This is a genomic window from Vibrio sp. MarTm2, assembly GCF_027587055.1.
GTDB classification, from domain to species: Bacteria; Pseudomonadota; Gammaproteobacteria; order Enterobacterales; family Vibrionaceae; genus Vibrio; species Vibrio sinaloensis_D.
Genome location: NZ_JAPPTK010000008.1, coordinates 1 through 20,517, shown reverse-complemented (window position 1 = coordinate 20,517; position 20,517 = coordinate 1). Strand labels below are relative to the sequence as shown.

Sequence of the window (20,517 nt, the reverse complement as noted above, 5' to 3'; positions counted from 1 at the left end):
TCGTTAAAGATGTTTTACTACTTTTGCTGGTGGAACGCCAAACTCTTTTTTAAACGCATTGGTAAAGTTCGCAGGGTGGTTGTAGCCTGCCTCGTAGGCGGCTTCTGTCACCGTCAGCACACCGCGTTCTAATCCAGTTTTGGCGACGTGAAGCCGTCTCTGGCGAATGTAGCTCTTTACGGTAACGCCTAACTCATCTTTAAAAACGCGCTGCAGGTTGGATGTACTCATCGAGAAACGGGCAGCCAAGCCATCTAAGCTCATCGGCGCGTCGAGGTGGGTTTCAATAAAATGCAAAATGCGTTTGATGCGTTCAGATTGCGGCGTGTCTTTTGACGCTTTGTGTGTAGAGGTGTTTCGATCAACCAGCGCAAACATTTTCTGAATAAGCTGCAAAGAGAGCGATTCAAGCGCTAGGCGACCCAATAGATCGCTTGGTTGCTCGCAGCTGAGGATGCGTTTAATGACTTCGAGAGTATCGCTATTAATCGGTTGTCTTAAGTAATTGAGATGAGATTGAACAAATTGGTTGGGACATTCGTTTTGATTAAGGCGAGCTTTAAGCCAGTTTGGCGAGATAACAAGGTTCACTTTGGTGAGTTGGTTGTCTTTTTCAATACTGCGATGAAAACTCACTGGATGTGTTAGGTTGACCATAAGAACTTCGGCGCACCGCGAGCCATCCAACTGAAACTCTAGATCGTCATAGCCAAAAGTGAGCGTGCCTTCCAAAACGATAGTCAAAACAACGCAGGGTTTGATTGACGAAACCACGTGTGTATTGACTAACTCATGGCTCGTCCCGGCATACAGAGTGTAGGCATCAGGCGCCTCGTAATGGAGGAGTTTACCCTCAAGGATTGGGGAGTTTGCAAACCGGTTTTGGCTAAAGATAACCCTTCGATTTTCTTCTATCACAGTTTTTGTGAGTACCACCTTAGGGATAGAGATAGGAGTGCGTGAACCCGGTTCCATGGTAGCGATTCCTCATAACCGTTATGCGATTTGGCATAACCGTAAATTCTTCACGTTAATAAAATTGACACTTATCATACATGCGAATTGTTTTCATTACCAACTAGAGCAGTCTCCGATACCAGGCGGCTTGAACCACCACGATTTTAATAAACTGCGCCATTTGCTGAGAATAACAATGGAAAAAAAGACTACGATTTACTCCGAACACGCGAGCAAGTATATAACAGTATTATGTCGCCACTTTGCACGAAAAGTAGACGCCGAGTGGGATGAAGTGAGTGGCCATGTGACCTTTCCCATGGGAGAGGCAAGGATGCAAGTTGAGCCATCAAACTCCGCTCTCACCATTTATTGTTGTGCTGATGAGGAAGAAAAACTCCAAACCATCATGGCAATCATAGAATCCCATGTTCACCTTTTTGCCCGCCGTGAGCCCATTGAGCTAGTGTGGGAGCCCTAATTCGCTAGTTCGTCAATCAGCGGTGGGTTGTGGTTTAGCGTCCATAAAATCGCGTCTTCTAGCGGCATTGCCGGACTGTAATAAAAACCCTGAATGTAATCGCAGCCATATTTATTTAAAATGTGCAAAATCTCTTGTTGTTCAACGCCTTCTGCAACAACGCTATAGCCCAGTCCATGCGCTAATGAGATCGCGTTAGACACAATAGAGCGGTTACGTTCATTTCTCTCTAATTGATATAAGAACGAGCGGTCGATTTTGATTTGATCAACAGGAAGATCTCGAAGCAATGACAGCGAAGAGTAGCCGGTACCAAAATCGTCCAAGCTTATTTTAAATCCAAGCGATTTTAATGCCTCTAGACGCTTCTCTGGGCTGCGTAATCGGTTAATTGCAGTGCTTTCTGTTATTTCCAACACAATAGAGTCAGTTAATGATGGTGTTCGTGTTGCTAAGGCAACGAGTTGATTTTCTAGGCTTCTACCCATGAGATCTTTCGCTGACAAGTTGACGTGCACAGGGCAATGAATTCCGTGTTGATGAAACGCCTCAATATCTGCGACGACATGGTCAAGTAACCACTCGGTGATGGAGGTGATCTTATTGCTTTGCTCCGCGACGGGGATAAAATCAACCGGGCTGATGGTGGTTCCATCGGGTTTGACCCAACGCATCAATGCTTCATATCCACAAACTAGGTTGAGTTTACTGCACACGATGGGTTGATAGTAAATTCTGAACTGCTGTTCCTCTAGAGCTTCATCAATGGCGCGTGAAATTTCCAGTTTTTGCCGAGCACCTTGGTTCATGGAGGGATCGAACTTAGCGCTCTCCCTGCCACTGCGCTTCGCCCAATACATCGCCATATCAGCAGCGTTGATCACTTGCTCGGCATCTTTACCTTGCTCTGGGTATCGGCTGATGCCAACGATAGCACTGCTGGTGAGCTCGAAGCCATCGATAGAGAATGTCTTTTTCAGCTCAATGTTTATCGTATTCGCGAGTGACTGGATTGCTATATCATTCTGGTTAGGGCAAATGACAATAAACTCGTCCCCCCCAATTCTGGCGACAAAATCGCCGCGGCTTAGGTTGGAGGCGAGGCGTTGACCGATTTGAACCAGCAACTGATCACCACAAAAATGTCCCATGCCATCATTGATCTGCTTAAAATTGACCACGTCGACCATTAAAAGGTGAAAGGGGATTTGGCTTTCTGTTAAAGCGTTAATCGTTTCAATGCAGTGTTTCCGGTTTGGTAGAGAGGTTAGGGGATCATGAAGGGCGTTGTACTTTTCTTCTTCCGCCAAGTGGTGAAGTTTTTTGATGGTGTTGAGGCTGAAGGTGGTCACCATGTAAACAAACACACTGCCTGAAAAGAGAATAATGGATAAGCCGAACACCACATTGTTGATTTGCTGTGTCACCAGAAGAGACACCAAAACTGACGTATAACCAATCACAAACAAAGCAATTAACAAGCTGAGTGCTTGCCAACTTTTGTGTTGGGTTTTGGCGCAAATTTGGCGAGCAGGAACCAAGCCAAATAGTAGCAACAAGATGCCAGCAATGATGAGAAGAATGGCTAATGTATACAAGTTGACACCGTTGATCGTCTATAAACCCTTCAGGCTACTTTCAAAAGCAGATGCGCAAATGAAATCGTTTGCACTACGTATAGTGTAGAGCTTTCGAGACTGTTTATAAAACTCACATTAATTTTTACAGTCGAATTAAATTGACAGTTGCTTTAGATCAACAAAAGTTATTTGTTTTGTTTAATTTAGCTAAAGAAAGTTGAAAGATTCAAAAAAAATTGAATAATGGTATTCATAACGATATAAGCATAGTGCTTTCATTACACGGTCTGAAACAGGATACATCCCTCATGTCAAATTCGTATGTGCTGGTTATTAACTCAGGTAGCTCATCACTTAAGTTTGCTGTTATCGATTCTAAGTCGGGAGACGCGATTGTCTCTGGTCTTGGTGAGTGCTTCGGTCTTCCAGAAGCCGTCATCAGCTGGAAATACAATGGTGAGAAAACGGAAGAAGCAATCACTGCCCCAGATAACCACCATCAACATGCCATCAACCGTATTGTTGCTTTGATGGAAACACTAGGCTTCACACAAGATTTAGTTGCTGTGGGACACCGTATCGTTCACGGTGGTGAGAAGTTCACTTCAACGGTTCGTATTAATGATGAAGTGCTCGCAGAAATTGAAAACCTGTCTGACTTGGCTCCGCTCCACAACCCAGCAGGCGCAAAAGGTATCGAAGCTGCAATGCAAGCTTTCCCAAGCCTTCCTCAGTTCGCTGTATTTGATACTGCATTCCACCAAACAATGCCTCAAAAAGCATTCACTGGTGCAATCTCAAACGAATTGTACAAAGAGTACGGCATCCGTCGATACGGTTTCCACGGCACTAGCCATTACTTTGTTAGCCGCGAAGCAGCGAAAATGCTTAACAAGCCTGTTGAAGAGGCGAGCTTTATCTCTGTTCACTTGGGCAATGGCGCATCAGTGTGTGCGATCGAAAATGGTGAGTCAGTGGATACGTCCATGGGCTTCACACCGTTAGCGGGTCTAATGATGGGCACACGCTCTGGTGACCTAGATCCAGGTGTGATTGAGTTTCTAATCAAAAAAGGTTGGACGACAGAGCAAGTCTTCGAAACGTTGAATAAGAAATCAGGTTTCTTAGGTGTATCAGGTCTGACGTCAGACGCTCGTGGCATCTTAGAAGCGATGGAAGAAGGTCACGAGGGCGCAAAACTGGCGTTCGAAGTCTTTACTTACCGAGTGGCGAAGTACATTGGTTCTTACCTAATCCCACTTAGCAACCTAGATGCGATTATCTTTACTGGTGGTATCGGTGAAAACTCACTGCCGATTCGCCGCGAAATCTTAAACAACCTTAAATTACTGGGCTTCGTTGAAGATGAAAAAGGCAACGAAGATGCACGTTTTGGTAACGCAGGCATCATCGCGAAGTCATCAATTCTTGATGCTGTCGCTATGGTTATCCCAACCAACGAAGAGTTCGTAATCGCTCAGCAGTCAGTAGAACTTCTGTAATAGATTCTAAGAAAATCAAATAATGAAAAGCGAGCCTAAGTGGCTCGCTTTTTGTGTTTTACATTTTGCAAAAACCATCGTACAGACTTGTCTAAACAACCATTACGAGTAAACAGTCTGTAGAAAGGATGTAATCGCTTCTATAGCTGCTGACCTAACTCGATAGTAGAGCAACTAAAGCACTCGATTTATACAACCGAGTGACTAATGTCATTAATTTATTGCTTTTACAATAGCTCTTGCCATTGATTCTTCTTGGTTCTCACCATCACCAGTTGCAAACCAAGCAACGACAGTATTTGTTGATGGAGAGATGTAGAGACCTTGGCCACCTACACCCGCTTTATACATGTCACCTTCAGACGTAACAGCATCCCATTGATAGCGGTTAGTAATGTTGCCTGCATCGTCTGCAAAGTTTTTGGTGAGTTTTTTACCAAGGTAGCCATCTGGATATTGGTCGATGTATGTGCGGTCGTGGATCTTAGCCAAGATTTTGTCAGAGATAACTTTTTCACCAGCAATTTGTTCAGAGCTTGGTGTAAATGCCATACCAAAACGTGCTAGGTCTCTAAGAGTTGAATTTACCCCCATAAAACCGATAGTGTTTCCTGATGGGCTAGCCAAATAGTAAGCATCATGCTCCATTCCCATCTTGCTCCAAATACGCTCTGCAAAAAGCTCTGAAAGTGGTCTGCCTGTAACGTGCTCTACAATTCGATTCACTACAAAGGTATTAATTGAGTTGTATTCAAATTTTTGGTGACCCGGTGTTTTACGCTCCATAGAGCTCAATACATCCACCCAGCTTTCATTGCGCTCACGTACGTCGGGTAAAACACCGATAGATGGAGTCGCCGCCCAGCGGAACCAAATTTGGTCAGGGTTGGTGCGCGAGTCAGGTGTTGGTTCATCGTGTTCTGTACCGTTTAGACCTGAAGCCATATCCAGTGATTCTTCGACCTTGACAGTGTCCCAGACTGAACCTTTAAGCTCAGGAAGGTAATGACTAACAGGTTTTTGCACATCTATTTTGCCTTCTTGCTCAAGCATTGCCAAAATAGTCGACCCTGTGACTTTTGATACAGACATCCACAGATGCTTGTCTTGAGGACGCATCGTTTTATAACGTTCAAAAACAATTCTCCCATCTTTAACAACCACCATTGCGTCAATTGGCTTACTATCGAAATGCTCGTCAACCGAGATTTCTTTGTCTGAACGGTAGTTCATGTACTTAACGTTGTTGATGTCGGCATTGATCGCGTAAGGAAGTTCAGATACCTCACCACTTCTTGGTACTTGGACTGTAGGATAGAATTTTGACATATTCACCCAAGCAAATTCAGTTTCAGCGGAAGGGAATTGAATCTTTACTTTGTTTTCTGGTTGGTTGAAAAAAAGGCTGATGTCATTGATTTCATTTACTGAAATAGATGTACTTAACTCACTTGTCACACCTAACGTAGGACCGGTTAGGTTAATCTCAGCATTCGAGAATGCGAGAGAAGAAAATGCGATCGTACTACCGATAGCAATTGCTGCGGATATTTTTTTTAGTTTAAAACATGTCATAAATTACTCACTTATTCATTGTTTAGTGGTTATTCGTAATAACTTAGTAGTTTAAAAATCGTAATTGACAGAAAAAATTAAACGATGGTTGTCTCGGTCTTCACTTTTTGATCTGTCGTATCTCGTGTAGTTATATTCCACACCTAACGTAAGACTTTCACGCGCAGTCCATTTCAAATTAGCTAAGCCAAATTGGGTTTTCGTGAACGTATCAGATTGCCATTCGAGCTCTTGAGCTTGCCATGCACCATAGCCAATTGTTGACTTCAGCGTGTCTGTCCATGAATGCCCAATGGCTCCCCAGAACGAATGAGACTCTCGTAAATGGAGCTCGCCAGAATCGGGGGTAAATAAGGGACCAGTTTGACTCACACCTAGCACATAGCGATCGTTGCCATGGCTATTAAAATAGGACAGTTGAAAATGATCTTTTTCGTTGAACTTGATGCCCCCAGAGAGTTGGAACGCCCAGCCGTTGTCGTTATATGTCTGGTTAATGGATACGTTTTTGGTGGTAATCTTATTAACAAGACCAGATAAGCGAAGCCAATATTTGTCGGTGTTTTGTTGTATACCGAAAATGAAATCTGGTGAACTTGCGGCGTTGTCCAGTGTGGTTTCTGAGTCTTCAGTCATGACGCGATTAGACCCACTTTCTAGCGCTAGGTCGTAGCGGAAAGTGCCAAACGATTGTGACCAGCGAACCATAGGTTGGCGGGTAAAAACCACCCCCGAAATGGTTGGTTCTAACAGAGTATCTGGAAAGCGATTTAAGTCCATCAATGTGGACCAAGTCTGGCCTACAGTGAGCTCACCGTTGCCTAAACCCCAGCTAACGTACGCTTCGCGCATGCGCAAATCCATCTTACCGCTGTTACTACCGTTGAAGTCGAGCGAGACAAATGACTTGAGTGACTCATTATCTTTCAGGTCGGTATGGGTACCAAAGTTGAATCGAGTCAACGTGGTATCAATTGCAATATTACCTTCGTCACTGTTTCCAAATAACCCATTGGATAGGTTATTGCTACCAATACCAGAAACATCACTATCTGCAATTAGCGCTCCAGTAATTTTTCCTGAGAATTCGCCTTGTGTGCGTTCTGATAGTTCGAACCCATTAGCTAAGGAACTTGTTGAGAAAACACATACAGTAATTGTGAGTAATCGTTTTTTAAAAACAAGATTTTGTTTGTTCATAGAGTAAGGCTTCTAGTCGCTGTTTATTCTGAGATAAGCGAGCTCCCCCCTCTGTAATAAGAAGAAACTCAATTCAACAGTTAGATGGAGTGACTTCCCCTTCACGAATGGAAGGGGAGTATTAGGTTATTTGCCTGCCAGTTCTTTAGCTGCTTGGCGTAGATAGCCAGGTACTAAATCGGGTGTTAGATACACTGGTGATGTTGAGAAAGCAACACCCACAACATCGCGATCAGGATCGACGTAGATGCTCTGGTATAAATTACCATGCTTGAACAATGCACCATCTTCCCAAGCCGCATCCCATTGATGAGTATTGTAGATTGGCATATCTTTACCAAATGATGCTTTTACCCATGAGTGCTCAGTAAAGTCGCCCGCTAAATAAGCTTGGTGATTACCACCTTTTTGCATTTTCTCTATCACTTCGTTAGAAACAACTTGCTCTTTCGACACCTTGTTCCAGCTTGGTGTAAATTGCAGGGCATAGCGTGCTAAATCATCTAGGCGGGTGTTGATCAGACCATAGGAGATCGCATGACCAGCAGGAGATACGTTGACCTGTGCTGAAGCGCGTGCACCTATCTTAGACCAAATACGATCTTCAAATACTTGGGTAAATGGTTGTTGAGTGATGTTCTCAATAGCAACGCCTAGTACTTTGGTCACTGTAGAGCTATAGCGTGCCACTTCACCAGAAGGTTCACCTTCAAGTGGTACGACATCGCGTAGCACTTTCATCTCATCTTCTTTAACACCATCGGCATTAGTAACATGAAAATCAGCAGAAAGCATACGTTGGAATACTGAACGAGGATTGAGCGTATTTGCCGCATTTTCACTAATGTCGAGACCTGATGCCATATTCATAGCGTCAAGCATGATTACATTGTCCCACTCTGTGCCTTTAAGTTCAGGTACGTATTCAGTAATAGGCTTGCTCATGTCGACTTTGCCCTCGACTTCAAGCATAGTGAGTAAAGTACCCACTGAAGTTTTAGCTACTGATGCCCATAGGTGAGTATCGCTCGGGTCCATGCCTGGAAACTCTTCGTATACCACTTCACCACTTTTAAGGATCATGATCCCTTGTACTCGAGTTTTTTTGTCGTTGATGTAGTCCTTTAAAGTAACCGATTCGCTTCCATCCCCCATGGTAAAGGTTAACTCGTTAAGAGAATCATCGATATTTCGTTTCAATACGCTCACTTGGCCATGTGGCATTGCTAATTCTGCCGGTATGTATTTAGTCATATTGATGGCGTAGTAGAGTGCGTGATCTCCGCCCATTTGCATGTGGAAGTTCCCAAAGGAACGGTTAGCCTGATCAATAAACTCTTTTTCAAACCCTTCTTTTACTTGAGTAACCGGAATAATGGGCTGGGCTCCAGGCTCTGAAAGTGCTTTGTCGAGAGCGGACTCTGCATTGGCAACACCTGCCGCTAATGTTGTAGCAATAAGCAAAGCAATATTGTGTACTTTGAATTTATTTTTCATGTAGATACCTTGATTAATTAATTTGTGGACGATGATGATCGTGAAAATTAGAAATAGAACTTGTAGTTAGCCCATACCACGGTGTCGTTCACTTTTTCGTCAATAAAGCCGTTCTTGATCGTGGTGTTCGTGTTGGTAATCTTAATTTGACCCCAGCGCGTTCTATCGTTATTAAATGGTGTAGACATCAGGAAGTTAGTGTTTAAAACAGACATATCTACATCACCAGAAAGGTAATTATATTCAGGGTATAAACCGAAATAGGTACCGTCGTTACCTGCGGTATAAAACATATATAAAGCGGCTGAACCACCGATAGCTGAGTTATCAGAAATGTTTGTTGCTGCCATCACTTCTTCAGAAAACTCACCACCTAACACGCCAACGCGCGGAAAGATGTTGAAGCCTTTAACGCCAGAATTGATTGCTAAAGTGACACCAGGTGATGCTGATGTGAATAAAGCGTTGTCTAGAATATCAAGTGACGCAGCTACTTTAGGTACAGCTGTGTTTTCGGTATTGAAAACGTGAAAATATTGAACGCGACTATCCGTATAATCCCCCGTGTTATCCATAGCGGCTTCTACTGTAAGCATCCCTTCTTGACCATTGGCAAACTTCATGTTTCCAGAAATTGAACCTTTAACACCGCCTTTGTTACTCATACCAACATAAGCTGAGGTACTCGTTTCAGTTAAATCCGAAGGGTCAGGAGCCTTCTCTTGAGCGAAGGTCGGTAAAGAAGTTGCTAAAGCAAGCAATACCGTTATTGATTTCGTATGTGTCATCGTCAGATCTCTTGGTTATCGATGTAAGTAATACAAAATCCGTTTGCAAGTACCTCAGCAGCTAACAGACTGCTAACGTGCTAAGGCAAAAGTTCCTTTCGATGAGAGAATATTAAGACGATACGATAGTTATATAGAGGTCATTTACGGACATTTAAGAGGTCATTTGTGGACATTTTGTCAATTCTTAGTGGAAGAAGGGGAGGATGACTTCCACCATTTGCGTGGGGAACAAGTATCTTGGAAGGAGTTTACTCGTTAGAGTTTTGTCGAAAGGCGAGTCTTACTTTAGCGGGGGTGCTTCCGCACATCGCTTTGATTGCACGATTAAAGTTAGATACATCATCGTAACCCATTTGGTAAGCTATGTTACTCACAGGCTCATCAGTGTCTTGAAGAAGCTGTTTGCTGCGATTTAGTACTGCGCTTTTCTTAATCTCTTTAAATGATGTGTCATGATCTTTGAAATAGCGATAGAGCGTTTTACTCGTAACACCAAATAAACTCGCCAGCCAGTCCAACGTAAAATGAGGTAAATGGCAGTAACTCTCTGCCAGTAAGCGTACCTCACCGATATCTCTGGACTTCAATGAACGGTTTGTCATTGGTTCGAGCTCTTGAACACTAGTCAACTCAAAACTCATGAATGGTTGGTTGTAACGGATCTGAGTGTGAGGGAGTAGCATTTCTCCAAAATTTTCACCTTGTTTCCTATCCGTCATTACGTTCAAACTAGCTGGAGCCCAGTCATCTCCTAACTTGCTTCGACATAGCTGTAAAATAAATGCGACTCGAAACCACTCGTTAATATAGGCGCCTGGAAAAGAGGGTTTAAGAACACTTCGGTTACATAAACACCACTCTCCAGATATTCGTTCTAACCAAAAGGTATTTTGACGACTAAAGCGATGTTCATTGAACATAAAAACTTGAACTATTTGTTTAAAATCTGAATCTTTCTCGATAAGGTCCCATTTCCCATCAATTAGTTTTTGAGCTACGTTCTGACCGACTATTAGCGGCATCCTTTCTTCACACAGAGTGGCCATTTTACTGAGAAAAAGCGAGAAATCCTTCATTGGTATCCATGTATTCGGGCGCAAGTTGTCCGTTGGTAAACGAAACTCATTAGCAACCTCTCTCCAACGAATGCCTTTACTATCAAAGTATGGGGTATAGTAAAACAGTGAATCACTCGACGTTAGTATGAGGGGGGAGAGTACTCTAGGCATAAGTTTTGTGTGTGTGATTATCGAGTTATTTCAAATATAGCAAATCACCTTGCTGCTTCCCACATCAATGAACTTTGGTTTGACTTGTTTTTACTTCATTAACTTGATGCTTTGATTTAAGTGATACTAATAGATTACCAACTAACGAAGAGTTCGTAATCGCTCAGCAGTCAGTAGAACTACTGCAATAGATTCCAATCAATAGAAAAAGCGAGCCAAGTGCTCGCTTTTTGAGTTTTAAAATCTGGGGTGTATATGCTTAGTCCATTCGAGCACTAAAGGTTTGCTCGTCATTCACAATGCCGCCGTGATAGATAAACACGCGACCGCGCTCTTCAACGAGACAGGCAAGCTGAGGGTTCAAACCTTCCATCTCCTTGCTTTCAAAAATTCCCCTATTGGTGATAACGCCACTAAGCTTAGGCAGCTGTCCGTAAGCGCGCTTGGCTTGATCAATCAGGCTTAACTCGCTGGTGGTAGAAAAGTGTGAGGGGATGGCATCCGCTATCCAGATAGTAAACAGATTCCACCACCTCAGAGTCTAAATGCGAAGTCGCTTCATAAGCAAATCAGATAGTTAAGCGTATAGAATAAATTACGTGACCGTGAATTCACAGAGTGCAGCCACTAGTTGATCGGATGTAAACGGCTTCTCCAAATAGGCATTCACTCCGACGGCTTCACACCTCGGCCAAGCTTCATGTTTGGTATCAGCTGATAAAACGATGATAGGCAGTTCCTGATTCACGGAAGAAGCTCGTACTTGCTTCGTTAACTCTAGTCCTCCTTGTATAGGCATATGTAAATCTGTAATGATCACATCGACTTGCGTATGCCCCAGTACTTCCATCGCTTGCTGCGCACTAGTGACGGTGATTAACTCAACGGATGTGGGAGACAACATTGCTTTAAGTAAAACAAGATTCATTGGCGTGTCGTCCACAGCGAGTATGGTTTTCCCCGCCAAGCTGTTTTTTAGGGGAGGTATGTCCGGCGATGAATGGCGTTTATAAGCCTCAATCTTTGCCTCTACGGAGGAGGGGATAATTATGGAAAATTTGGAACCTACTCCAATGCTTGACTGAACTTCAAGCTTACAGCCTAAGGTTTCAACGATTTCTTTTGAGATGCTTAAACCGAGCCCAGTGGACGTCGCATCATCGTATTTATCACTGACGTCTTTTGAGAAAAAAGGTTTGTAGATTGCTGAGAGGTCATCGATACCTTGACCAGAGTCACACACATCAACCCGTATTCCTTGTGCGTGTTTCTCTAAAACAACTGATATCGAACCCGAAGAGGTGAATTTGATGGCGTTAGAGATAAGGTTAATCAGTACTTGAAACATTCGCGAGCGGTCAGATAAAAGGTAACATTGCGCTGAATCCAGTCGATTGATGAAATCAAACTTCAGTCCTTTTTCTTCTGCTCTGTGAGAGAATAAATCGTATGCATCTTTTAATAAGGTGACCAAGTCATACTCACTGTGCTTAATGTTCAACGAGGTGTGTTGTAAACGGCTCGCGTCGAGTATGTTATTCACCACATTCAATAGGTGAAAACCTGACTCACTGACGATTTTCAGCTTTTCCTGAATATCATCGGCTTTGGGATCGTTTTGCACGACTTCCAACAACCCAAGCATTGCATGGAGAGGAGCTCGCAATTCATGTGACATAGACGAGAAAAATCGCTCTTTCGCTTTGGTCGCCAATAATGCATCAAATTCGGCGCTTTTTAGCGCAGTCATATCCGCGTGGGTGCCGGTGAAACGTAGCGCATTTCCTTCACTGTCTCGCTCTACCACTCTACCGCGATCCAATATATACACCCAGCTCCCATCAGCATGCCTCATTCGATGCATATTCTCATAGAAGTCGGTTTTACCTTCGAGATGAGCCTTAATGTCGGCAAGGCAGGAATCCATATCGTCTGGATGAACGCGGGAGGACCAATCATCCAAAGTCATGGAAAGATCGCTCATCTTTAAACCCAACATGTTAGCCCAGTTAAAGTCAAACACGACTTGATTGGTCACTGGAGACCAATCCCACATACCAAGTCGAGTGCTATCTAAAACCAGTTGTAATCTCTCGGGGGTGTTTTCAGTATTAAGTACTATTTTTTTCATGCTGAACGCTATCCCTGTTTCCCCACCATCGCTTCATCTGAGTATAGCCAACAACGCTAAATAGCCAGTTTTTCCCATTTGTATAGTGGTTTAGTGCACGTGCTAGTGAGATAACTGAGGAGGAGGCAAAGCACAAAGAAAGAGGCATTTAGGCACATCGTTTGCCTGATAAATAGATGGAAGTTAGCTGATCGTCTCACTGAGTTGCTGCGTACAGAGAGGCTAAAAAGGAATAAAAATACTATGGCCTTCGTTTATGTCAGTATCGGCAGCAACATTAACCGCGAATATCACGTTACAGAATCGCTAAAAGCATTAGATCGACATTTTGCCCCCCTAACCGTATCAAATTGCTACGATTGCGAGCCCGTAGGTTTCAAGGGAGATAATTTTCTGAACCTAGTTGTTGGTTTCGATTGTGACCTTCCTGTCGCAAAGTTGGCTGAAGTTCTAAACCAAATCGAATTTGATAATGGTCGTCAGCGTGAGACCAAAGAATACGCTTCACGCACGCTAGACATCGATATTCTTCTTTATGGCGATAAAGTAGGAATCATCGACGGAGTAGAGCTGCCACGAGGTGAGATCACTGAGTACGCGTTTGTTCTTCGCCCGCTAGTCGACTTAGCGCCTCAAGAGCGCCATCCAATCTTAGGCATTTCCTTTCAGCAGTTATGGGATAGCTTCGATCAGCAGAGCCAAAAGACTGACGTTATACCGTTCACGGTCAGCTTACCTTCGGCCATTGCAGTGCCTTCAAAATAACGAATGGCGTCTTAATCGCACGCACTTTATTGATCTTTTGTTACACCAAGCACGTACGTGACTTCACCTTCTAGGGAGAGAAACCGTCATGAATAACAACGCCATTATTACGATCACTAATCTCAGACTAAGAACCTTCATAGGTTTCAACGAAGAAGAGAAAACAAAGCAGCAAGATATTGTTATAAACGCAGAAATCCATTACCCCGCCAACAATCTCTGCCTCGCCGATGATGTAGATAACGCTCTCAACTACAAAAACATCTGCAAGACAATTATTCACCATGTCGAATCTGGCAGATTTCTGTTGTTGGAGAAACTGACCAGTGATGTGCTCGGAATCTGCATTGACCATCCATGGGTGCAGTACGCGCAAGTAAGAATCGACAAACCTCATGCGTTACGTTTCGCTGACTCCGTATCGCTAACCTTGAGCTATCAAGCAGACCAAGATACTAATTCATAAGGATTGAGCCAATGTTGACCAAAGAAGCTGAAAAAGTACGAAATGCTCTACTCTCCAGAGGGCTTGAAACTCCGATGACAACAAGCGAAATGAGCAGTGATCAAAAGTACAATCGCATCAAAGGACTATTAACGGAAGTTGTGAGTACGCTTGGGTTGGACTTAACCGATGACAGTCTCGCTGAAACGCCTCACCGGATTGCGAAAATGTATGTCCATGAGATTTTTTCAGGGCTTGATTACGACAACTTCCCTAAAATCAGTGTCATCGATAACAAGATGTCCGTAGACGAAATGGTCAAGGTTTCGGACATAGATTTAACCTCAACCTGCGAGCACCACTTCATCACGATCGACGGTCTAGCACAAGTTGCCTATATACCGGAATCTAAGATACTTGGGCTATCGAAAATTAACCGAATCGTTCGATTTTTCGCCCAGCGACCTCAGGTCCAAGAGCGTTTAACTCAACAAATATTGGTGGCGATACAGACGCTGGTCGAGACGGAAAACGTCGCCGTGACCATTAAAGCGACTCATTATTGCGTCAAATCAAGAGGAGTCATGGATGCAAACTCTGAAACCTCAACAACGGCGCTCGGGGGCATTTTCAAGACCAACCCTCAAACCAGAGCAGAGTTTTTAAGATGAGTGAGACAATTTTAATAACCGGAGTGGGAAAACGTCTTGGCTTTGCGTTGGCGCAGAAGTTGTTGTCTGATGGATACCGCGTGATCGGTACTTACCGAAGCGATTATCCTCAGCTGCAACGATTGCGTGACGATGGGGCAGACCTGCAGCAGGTAGACTTTTATCAACATAGCAGCGTTGAGCGTTTTCTTGATTATGTCGGTCAGGAGTATAAGTCGCTGAGGGCCATCATACACAATGCGTCTGACTGGAAGGCGGAGAACAAAGAGAACCCGAGCGAGAATGCGTCGCAAATTATGACCCAGATGATGACGGTTCATGTTAGCGTACCGTACCTGATCAATTTGACACTCAAAGATCAACTCATATCTGGCGACAACACTTCAGACATCATCCACATCAGTGACTACGTGGCAGAGAAAGGCAGTAAGAAACACATTGCGTACGCTGCAAGTAAAGCTGCTCTCAATAACTTGACGCTTTCCTTCTCCGCGATGTTGGCGCCAAAAGTGAAAGTGAACACGCTTTCTCCAGCCTTGATCAAATTCAATGACCATGATGATGACGCATACAAAGCCAAGGCGTTACAAAAAGCGTTGCTCCCAAGAGAGGCAGGTTTTGAAGAAGTGATCGATGGGATTGAATTTGTCCTAGGTAGCCACTATATGACTGGAAGAATTATGCATCTTGACGGTGGGAGACACTTGAAGTGAAAGTCTTGCCATGAAAACGGTGCTTACCGTTTTCTATGCTAACTGACTCTTAATGCGTGTATTAGTTATTGCCAAAAGCGAGCCTAGCGCTCGCTTTTGAGTTCTATACGCTAGGGTGTGCAGTGCCTAATCCATCCGGGTGATAAAGGTTTGCTCGTCATCAACAAAAGCGACAAAGCCACCGTGATAGATAAACACCCGACCGCGCCCCTCAACCAGACAGGCAAGCTGAGGATTCAAATCTTCTTCGATATCCTTGCTTTGAAATGTGCCCGTATCAGTGATCACACCACTGAGTTTAGGCAGATATCCATAAGCGCGCCTGGCTTGATCAATCAAGCTCAACTCGCTGGTGGTAGAAAAGTAAGAGGGAATGGCACCGGCTTCTTCTATGAAAAGAGGCTTCAGCTCTTCAAAAGCGGTAATCACTAGCCAGTCGATATCGTTTACGCGATGAATAAACATAGAGTGTCTCAATAATTCTGATGGTGCGATTTTATCACTATAAGGTGAGCTAAGAACAGTTTCGTCAATAGGGGAGTGAATAAAATCCTCCGCCCAATTTTGTTCAAGACAATGTAGACTTGGACCCTTTCAAAGTTTAAATACGGAGTTTTCTTTATGCGTAAATCAGATAAGAAGGTAGAGAACCTCATTCGAGAGGTGCTGACCGACGTTTGTGAAGATACATTAAAGGGCTACGATGGCTTTCTATGGGTGACTCATACCGTCAAACACGCTGCGTTTCCGCAAAGCCTAGAAATCGTCTGCGTATTTGAATCTGACCAAGACCGAGCCAGTTTTCTCTCGGGCGAGGGCCAACAGCATGTCTCCACAACTATCCAAAACGCATTTAGTAAAGCTGGTGTGCAACTAACAAACGCGAGCAAGCATATTCGCTACGATGTCCAGCAAAGCCGCAATGGCCGCCGATAAAGAAAGTGAATGAAGTGTTGTTGGGGGAACTTGTTATTGCCCAAAACACTTTTAGCTTTAAGAGGACTAGATGATAGGTGTAACCATAGATCGGTTGGTTTTGATTTAAAATCAGTTTCGCGGAACCAAAAATAAGGGCTTTGAGATTGCTGAAAACTAACAGTCCACCTAACATGAGGTGGACCATGGTGTGATAACTCACTATTTTACAGAAAGGGAGAAGCTATTATTGAGCAGCCCAACCACCACTCACACTAAATACTTGGCCAGTAGTGTACATATTGTTTCCATCCAATAGAGAGGCAGCTAGGTGAGCCGCTTCCTTCGGTTCGCCCAATCTATGAACCGGAATTTGGCTAAGTACTTTTTCAAATGTCTCTGGGTCATCAGCACCTACCGATTCTCTAAATCCAGGGTAGTTCATAAAGTTTGTACCCATAGCGTTAACCGTTATTCCCTCTCGTGCAACAGTGTATGCCGCATCTTGGATAATCATGTTAGCGCCCGCTCTAGTTGAGCCATAAGCCACAGCAATCGGCATTGGTCGTTGTGCTGATGCACTAGTCTCAATCAGTATTTGCCCTGCGCGCCCTTTATCTTGTAAGTCAGTGAGTAGCGCTTTAAGAGCGTAACTAACCGATAACATGTTCCCTTTGAAAGCGTCTTCGAATTCTTTGTCAGTGACTTCAAATATGTTACCAGTTACATGTAGACCAGGGCGAATGAATGCTGAGTCAAACCCACCAAAATTAGCATCAGCGGCTTTTACAAGCTTGCTAACCGCTCCTTTATCGTTGATGTTATCGATGCCTTTTACATTGATAACTTTAGCCCCTTTTTTCTCCAATTCATCCACTAAACCCTCTCGTGGCTGTGTAAGGACAATGTCATGGCCTCTGTCGGCTAGAATCAAAGCAAGCTCAGGCCCAAGGTGTAGAGAGGCATCAGCGATAATGGCAACTCTTCTGTCATCAGCTACAGCTTGGGTAGAAAGTGTTAAAAACAATATTGATAAAGAAACGATTTTTTTAATCATGGTCGTGCCCTCTGCTTATTTAGTTGGTAATGGTGTAGGTTGGCTTTGCACAGTTAATGTGTCTTCAAGTGCTTTTATTCTTAATCCATTGATCGTGTGCATCTCGTCAGATTGATATACTTGATGCATGGCTTCCTGCGAAGGGAATTTAAACGTTACAAAGTGATCCCAGTATTCTTCCGAAACAATTGGCATCTCTGCATTTGAAGATAAAACAACGGAACCGCCATGCTCAGTTAAGATTTTTTCAAATTGCTGGGCGTACTCTCGATAAATCTCTTTGCCATCTTTATTGAATCGTAATAACTGAGAGACCATAACGGTATCGTCTTCCACTTGAATTCTCATCTTCTCGTTGTGGAGTTGCTCAACGGTATGGTCAGCGTTGTAAAAGGATTCACCATCAGAAATGACATATAACAACCTTTCGTAAGTACCCGCGACTCGGTCTGAGATACCTTCTTGGTAAGTTTGGCTGCGTTGCAGTTGCGTGTAAGAAGAGCGTCTTGGATACAGAACAAATGCAATGCCGTCCCACTCATCCGACTGCTCAAAGATTTTGTTTTCACTTGTGTCTAGGTGACCGTGAAGAACAATGTCTCCGCCCATTGATAGAATTTCAGGGCCAGCGACTGCGCCATACTTGTCGTAAGTCGTGCTATCACCTCTTGGTCGATATTTAAGAAGGTTAAGATTAATGATTGGAGTAGTATCTGCCTGCTTGGACAATGCTTCAAAGAAAACTGGGCTAGCGTTAATTTTTTCAACACGTTCTGCGAAGCTTGTAGGCTCAGACTTTGAGACGATACCTGCTGGTAAATCGCTAGCCAATGCGTTTGCAGATAGAAGTAAAGTAAGTATTAAAGTACTGTTTTTATTCATGGTAGTCTCTCCAGTAGTAGGGGCTCAGTATTCAGGAATATGTGCCGCTGAATCATTTCGTTGGGGCTAATTTACTTCTATTCACGAAAATGATGTAATCAGTATGTGTGGTAAAATCCCACACATAGAATGAGCATCACCGCAAAGTAGATCACTCGAGATTGTCTGCTTGTCTCCAGATGGCTAAACAATCAAGTCAATGGCGTTTGATTTATCCTCTTCTAGAAGCAGCAAGGTATTTGTCTATGAGAATTAGTTTCAACCAAATAGAAGCGTTTGTTTCGGTTGCCGAAACGGGCAGCTTCAGTTCCGCCGCAAAGAAACTCAATAAAGACCGCTCTACGCTGAGCCAGATGATTGCTAATTTTGAGATCGACTTGGGATATGACTTATTTGATCGGGAAGGGAGGTACCCTAGCTTGACCGAGGAAGGGCTTTCGCTTTATGAATATGCCAAGAGGTTACATACTGAAGCTACCTACTTTGAAGGTGTCACTGAAAGGGTATTTGATGGGGTTGAGGAAGAGATAAAAATAGCAGTGAGTGGTTTGATTCCGACTCATTGGCTAACCCAAACTATGACCGTATTGAGAACGCGATACCCGAAAGTCAAAGTGCATTGGTCTCAAAGTACGACGGAGGTAGTGAAGCAACAAGTACTAGAGGGGGAGGTCGATTTAGCCATTGTCATTGTTAATACTGGAGAAGGACATATCTCAATCAAATCGACGTTGTTAGCGAACCTTGATATATGCGCTGTTAAGGCTGTGGTGAGTGACGTCCCTGCACATGCAGATGTCAATCGCCTCTCTCAATATCGCCAAATAATGACCAAGGATTTGTCTCATATAAGTAAAAAACGCCTCTATTCGATCTCGAGGGAGATACAGTACGTTGATTGCATGCACTTGTTATTGTCTTTGGTTATGTCCGGAGAGGGTTGGGCCTTTCTTCCCAAGCAACTGGTACAACCGCTTTTGGATTCAAAGCAGCTGGAGCTTATTGAAATAAAAGAGGCGAAAGTGAATACGACTATTAAGGTGTCAGCATGGACATTGCCAAATATTGCCCACACACCTGTTCAAAATATGCTGTTAGACACTTTGCAGGATATTGTGAGTAAAAGCTAACTAGAAGTCTTGCCAAACTTTCAGGTAATCCATTAAGTTCTAATCTAAAAAACGTGTAGCTCATTTATATCCAGAGGTGAGTTGACGGGGCACGGATCTGTCCCTTTTCTGTTTAGATTTATTACTCATAACATTTCTGAATAATCCCCTTTGAACAAATATTGCTAATGCTTATAAAATGCAACTAACCACATAAAGGATAGTCCGCCTCACTCCCAATATGGCTTCAAATGAGCCATGATGTAGGTGCGAGCAAACATCAAACAGAATGAGCCGAACCATGACTAATCATAACGTAAAATTTCCCGTTGCGGTGCTAGGAGTTGATTTAGCAAAAAATAGCTTTCAACTTTATGGCGTTGATAGCAAGGGCGTAACAATACTTAGAAAGAAATTAGCTAGGAAAAGTTAACCCAACAATGAACTCTTCCCAATCCATGATCTGCTTGTAATTGGGGTTGTAGACAATTAGTTCTGACGTAAATGTTACGCTTTTCTTACCAGTAAATTCACGCCATGCCTTGTGAAAGGTTTTGTTACTGCCAGTTCTCACTTCAGTGAAGTTTTCATACGCCCTATGTAAGCTTATTTATCAAAAGCATTAGGTGTCAATACGCTGAATATGGTCCTGATAGATTAGTGAAAAAGTGCTTTGGCGTGTTCGGTAATTATTGATTCTAAGAGTAGGATCTCTTGGTAGCCTTCCAATTCAGGAGAGCAATAATAGGAGAGTGGAATTCTCAGTGAGTTAGCCACCTCTACCACTGGCAACTCTTTCAAGACTCCGTTTGAAACCAATGGCTCGGCGACAGTTTGATTGAGTATCGCCCAACCATCGTCCCGAAGCAGTTCAAGTAGTACCTCATTGTTACTAATCAACCTTAAATCCGTCGAGATTGAGAACAGCTTAGAGTTACTGTTGTGATGGCTCTCACTGATATACTGGGTTTCTATCTCTAGCTCATCGAGATGAACGCTACTGAGCTTGGCTAAGGC

20 protein-coding genes and 1 pseudogene are annotated in these 20,517 nt (G+C 43.5%); 8 read left to right on the top strand and 13 right to left on the bottom strand.

Annotated features, from left to right (window positions below; all coding sequences use genetic code 11):
- Positions 1–3 precede the first annotated feature (3 nt).
- Positions 4–975, bottom strand: coding sequence for a helix-turn-helix domain-containing protein (locus tag OH458_RS15025; RefSeq protein WP_269978922.1), 972 nt, complete (start codon positions 973–975; stop codon positions 4–6).
- 178 nt (positions 976–1,153) lie between these two features.
- Between OH458_RS15025 and OH458_RS15020 the strand changes: the two genes are divergently transcribed.
- On the top strand, positions 1,154–1,438 hold the full coding sequence (locus OH458_RS15020) for a DUF2218 domain-containing protein (protein WP_269978921.1): 285 nt from the start codon (positions 1,154–1,156) through the stop codon (positions 1,436–1,438).
- On the opposite strand, the gene OH458_RS15015 is transcribed toward OH458_RS15020, so the two are convergent.
- Entirely contained in the window at positions 1,435–3,036 is a 1,602-nt protein-coding gene (locus tag OH458_RS15015; protein WP_269978920.1) for a putative bifunctional diguanylate cyclase/phosphodiesterase, read from the bottom strand. The two genes, OH458_RS15020 and OH458_RS15015, sit on opposite strands and share 4 nt — an antisense overlap.
- Positions 3,037–3,326: 290 nt before the next feature.
- On the opposite strand from OH458_RS15015, the gene OH458_RS15010 reads away from it, so the two are divergent.
- Positions 3,327–4,520: an acetate/propionate family kinase gene (locus OH458_RS15010; RefSeq protein WP_269978919.1), complete on the top strand. Its 1,194-nt coding sequence runs from the start codon at positions 3,327–3,329 to the stop codon at positions 4,518–4,520.
- 213 nt (positions 4,521–4,733) lie between these two features.
- Here OH458_RS15010 and OH458_RS15005 read toward each other — a convergent pair whose 3' ends face one another.
- From OH458_RS15005 to OH458_RS14975, 7 genes are all read right to left on the bottom strand, one after another.
- Positions 4,734–6,095, bottom strand: coding sequence for a serine hydrolase domain-containing protein (locus tag OH458_RS15005; RefSeq protein ID WP_269978918.1), 1,362 nt, complete (start codon positions 6,093–6,095; stop codon positions 4,734–4,736).
- A gap of 51 nt (positions 6,096–6,146) precedes the next feature.
- Positions 6,147–7,295: a DcaP family trimeric outer membrane transporter gene (locus OH458_RS15000; protein WP_269978917.1), complete on the bottom strand. Its 1,149-nt coding sequence runs from the start codon at positions 7,293–7,295 to the stop codon at positions 6,147–6,149.
- A 126-nt stretch (positions 7,296–7,421) separates the two neighbouring features.
- A complete protein-coding gene (locus OH458_RS14995; RefSeq protein WP_269978916.1) occupies positions 7,422–8,792 on the bottom strand; it encodes a serine hydrolase domain-containing protein in 1,371 nt (456 codons plus the stop codon).
- Between the two features lie 47 nt (positions 8,793–8,839).
- Positions 8,840–9,580, bottom strand: a complete 741-nt coding sequence (locus OH458_RS14990; protein ID WP_269978915.1) for a hypothetical protein — start codon at positions 9,578–9,580, stop codon at positions 8,840–8,842.
- A 251-nt stretch (positions 9,581–9,831) separates the two neighbouring features.
- Complete coding sequence (locus OH458_RS14985; protein ID WP_269978914.1) at positions 9,832–10,302, bottom strand: helix-turn-helix domain-containing protein; 471 nt, start codon at positions 10,300–10,302, stop codon at positions 9,832–9,834.
- A 769-nt stretch (positions 10,303–11,071) separates the two neighbouring features.
- A complete protein-coding gene (locus OH458_RS14980) occupies positions 11,072–11,350 on the bottom strand; it encodes a cytosolic protein (protein WP_269979055.1) in 279 nt (92 codons plus the stop codon).
- Between the two features lie 57 nt (positions 11,351–11,407).
- Complete coding sequence (locus OH458_RS14975; protein WP_269978913.1) at positions 11,408–12,943, bottom strand: PAS domain-containing hybrid sensor histidine kinase/response regulator; 1,536 nt, start codon at positions 12,941–12,943, stop codon at positions 11,408–11,410.
- Between the two features lie 243 nt (positions 12,944–13,186).
- Here OH458_RS14975 and folK point away from each other — a divergent pair, with 243 nt between their 5' ends.
- From folK to folM, 4 genes are all read left to right on the top strand, one after another.
- The gene (folK, locus tag OH458_RS14970) at positions 13,187–13,708 is read left to right on the top strand and encodes a 2-amino-4-hydroxy-6-hydroxymethyldihydropteridine diphosphokinase (RefSeq protein ID WP_269978912.1); all 522 of its coding nucleotides are present in this window, start codon (positions 13,187–13,189) and stop codon (positions 13,706–13,708) included.
- Between the two features lie 88 nt (positions 13,709–13,796).
- The gene (folX, locus tag OH458_RS14965) at positions 13,797–14,174 is read left to right on the top strand and encodes a dihydroneopterin triphosphate 2'-epimerase (RefSeq protein ID WP_043886789.1); all 378 of its coding nucleotides are present in this window, start codon (positions 13,797–13,799) and stop codon (positions 14,172–14,174) included.
- A gap of 11 nt (positions 14,175–14,185) precedes the next feature.
- Complete coding sequence (gene folE, locus OH458_RS14960) at positions 14,186–14,824, top strand: GTP cyclohydrolase I FolE (protein WP_269978911.1); 639 nt, start codon at positions 14,186–14,188, stop codon at positions 14,822–14,824.
- Positions 14,821–15,537 carry a dihydromonapterin reductase gene (folM, locus tag OH458_RS14955; RefSeq protein WP_269978910.1) on the top strand — a complete coding sequence of 239 codons (717 nt, stop codon included), beginning with the start codon at positions 14,821–14,823 and terminating at the stop codon, positions 15,535–15,537. Before folE ends, folM begins: the two co-directional genes overlap by 4 nt.
- Before the next feature lie 126 nt (positions 15,538–15,663).
- Here folM and OH458_RS14950 read toward each other — a convergent pair whose 3' ends face one another.
- Positions 15,664–16,002, bottom strand: a complete 339-nt coding sequence (locus OH458_RS14950; RefSeq protein WP_269978909.1) for a cytosolic protein — start codon at positions 16,000–16,002, stop codon at positions 15,664–15,666.
- A gap of 156 nt (positions 16,003–16,158) precedes the next feature.
- Here OH458_RS14950 and OH458_RS14945 point away from each other — a divergent pair, with 156 nt between their 5' ends.
- Positions 16,159–16,473: a Fis family transcriptional regulator gene (locus OH458_RS14945; RefSeq protein ID WP_269978908.1), complete on the top strand. Its 315-nt coding sequence runs from the start codon at positions 16,159–16,161 to the stop codon at positions 16,471–16,473.
- 226 nt (positions 16,474–16,699) lie between these two features.
- On the opposite strand, the gene OH458_RS14940 is transcribed toward OH458_RS14945, so the two are convergent.
- Positions 16,700–17,509 carry an SDR family NAD(P)-dependent oxidoreductase gene (locus OH458_RS14940; protein ID WP_269978907.1) on the bottom strand — a complete coding sequence of 270 codons (810 nt, stop codon included), beginning with the start codon at positions 17,507–17,509 and terminating at the stop codon, positions 16,700–16,702.
- A gap of 15 nt (positions 17,510–17,524) precedes the next feature.
- Positions 17,525–18,391, bottom strand: coding sequence for a DUF1330 domain-containing protein (locus tag OH458_RS14935; protein ID WP_269978906.1), 867 nt, complete (start codon positions 18,389–18,391; stop codon positions 17,525–17,527).
- A 179-nt stretch (positions 18,392–18,570) separates the two neighbouring features.
- Between OH458_RS14935 and OH458_RS14930 the strand changes: the two genes are divergently transcribed.
- On the top strand, positions 18,571–19,521 hold the full coding sequence (locus OH458_RS14930) for a LysR family transcriptional regulator (RefSeq protein ID WP_269978905.1): 951 nt from the start codon (positions 18,571–18,573) through the stop codon (positions 19,519–19,521).
- Positions 19,522–20,157: 636 nt separating this feature from the next.
- Here OH458_RS14930 and OH458_RS14925 read toward each other — a convergent pair.
- Positions 20,158–20,517: pseudogene (locus OH458_RS14925) on the bottom strand (LysR family transcriptional regulator); the annotation flags it as partial.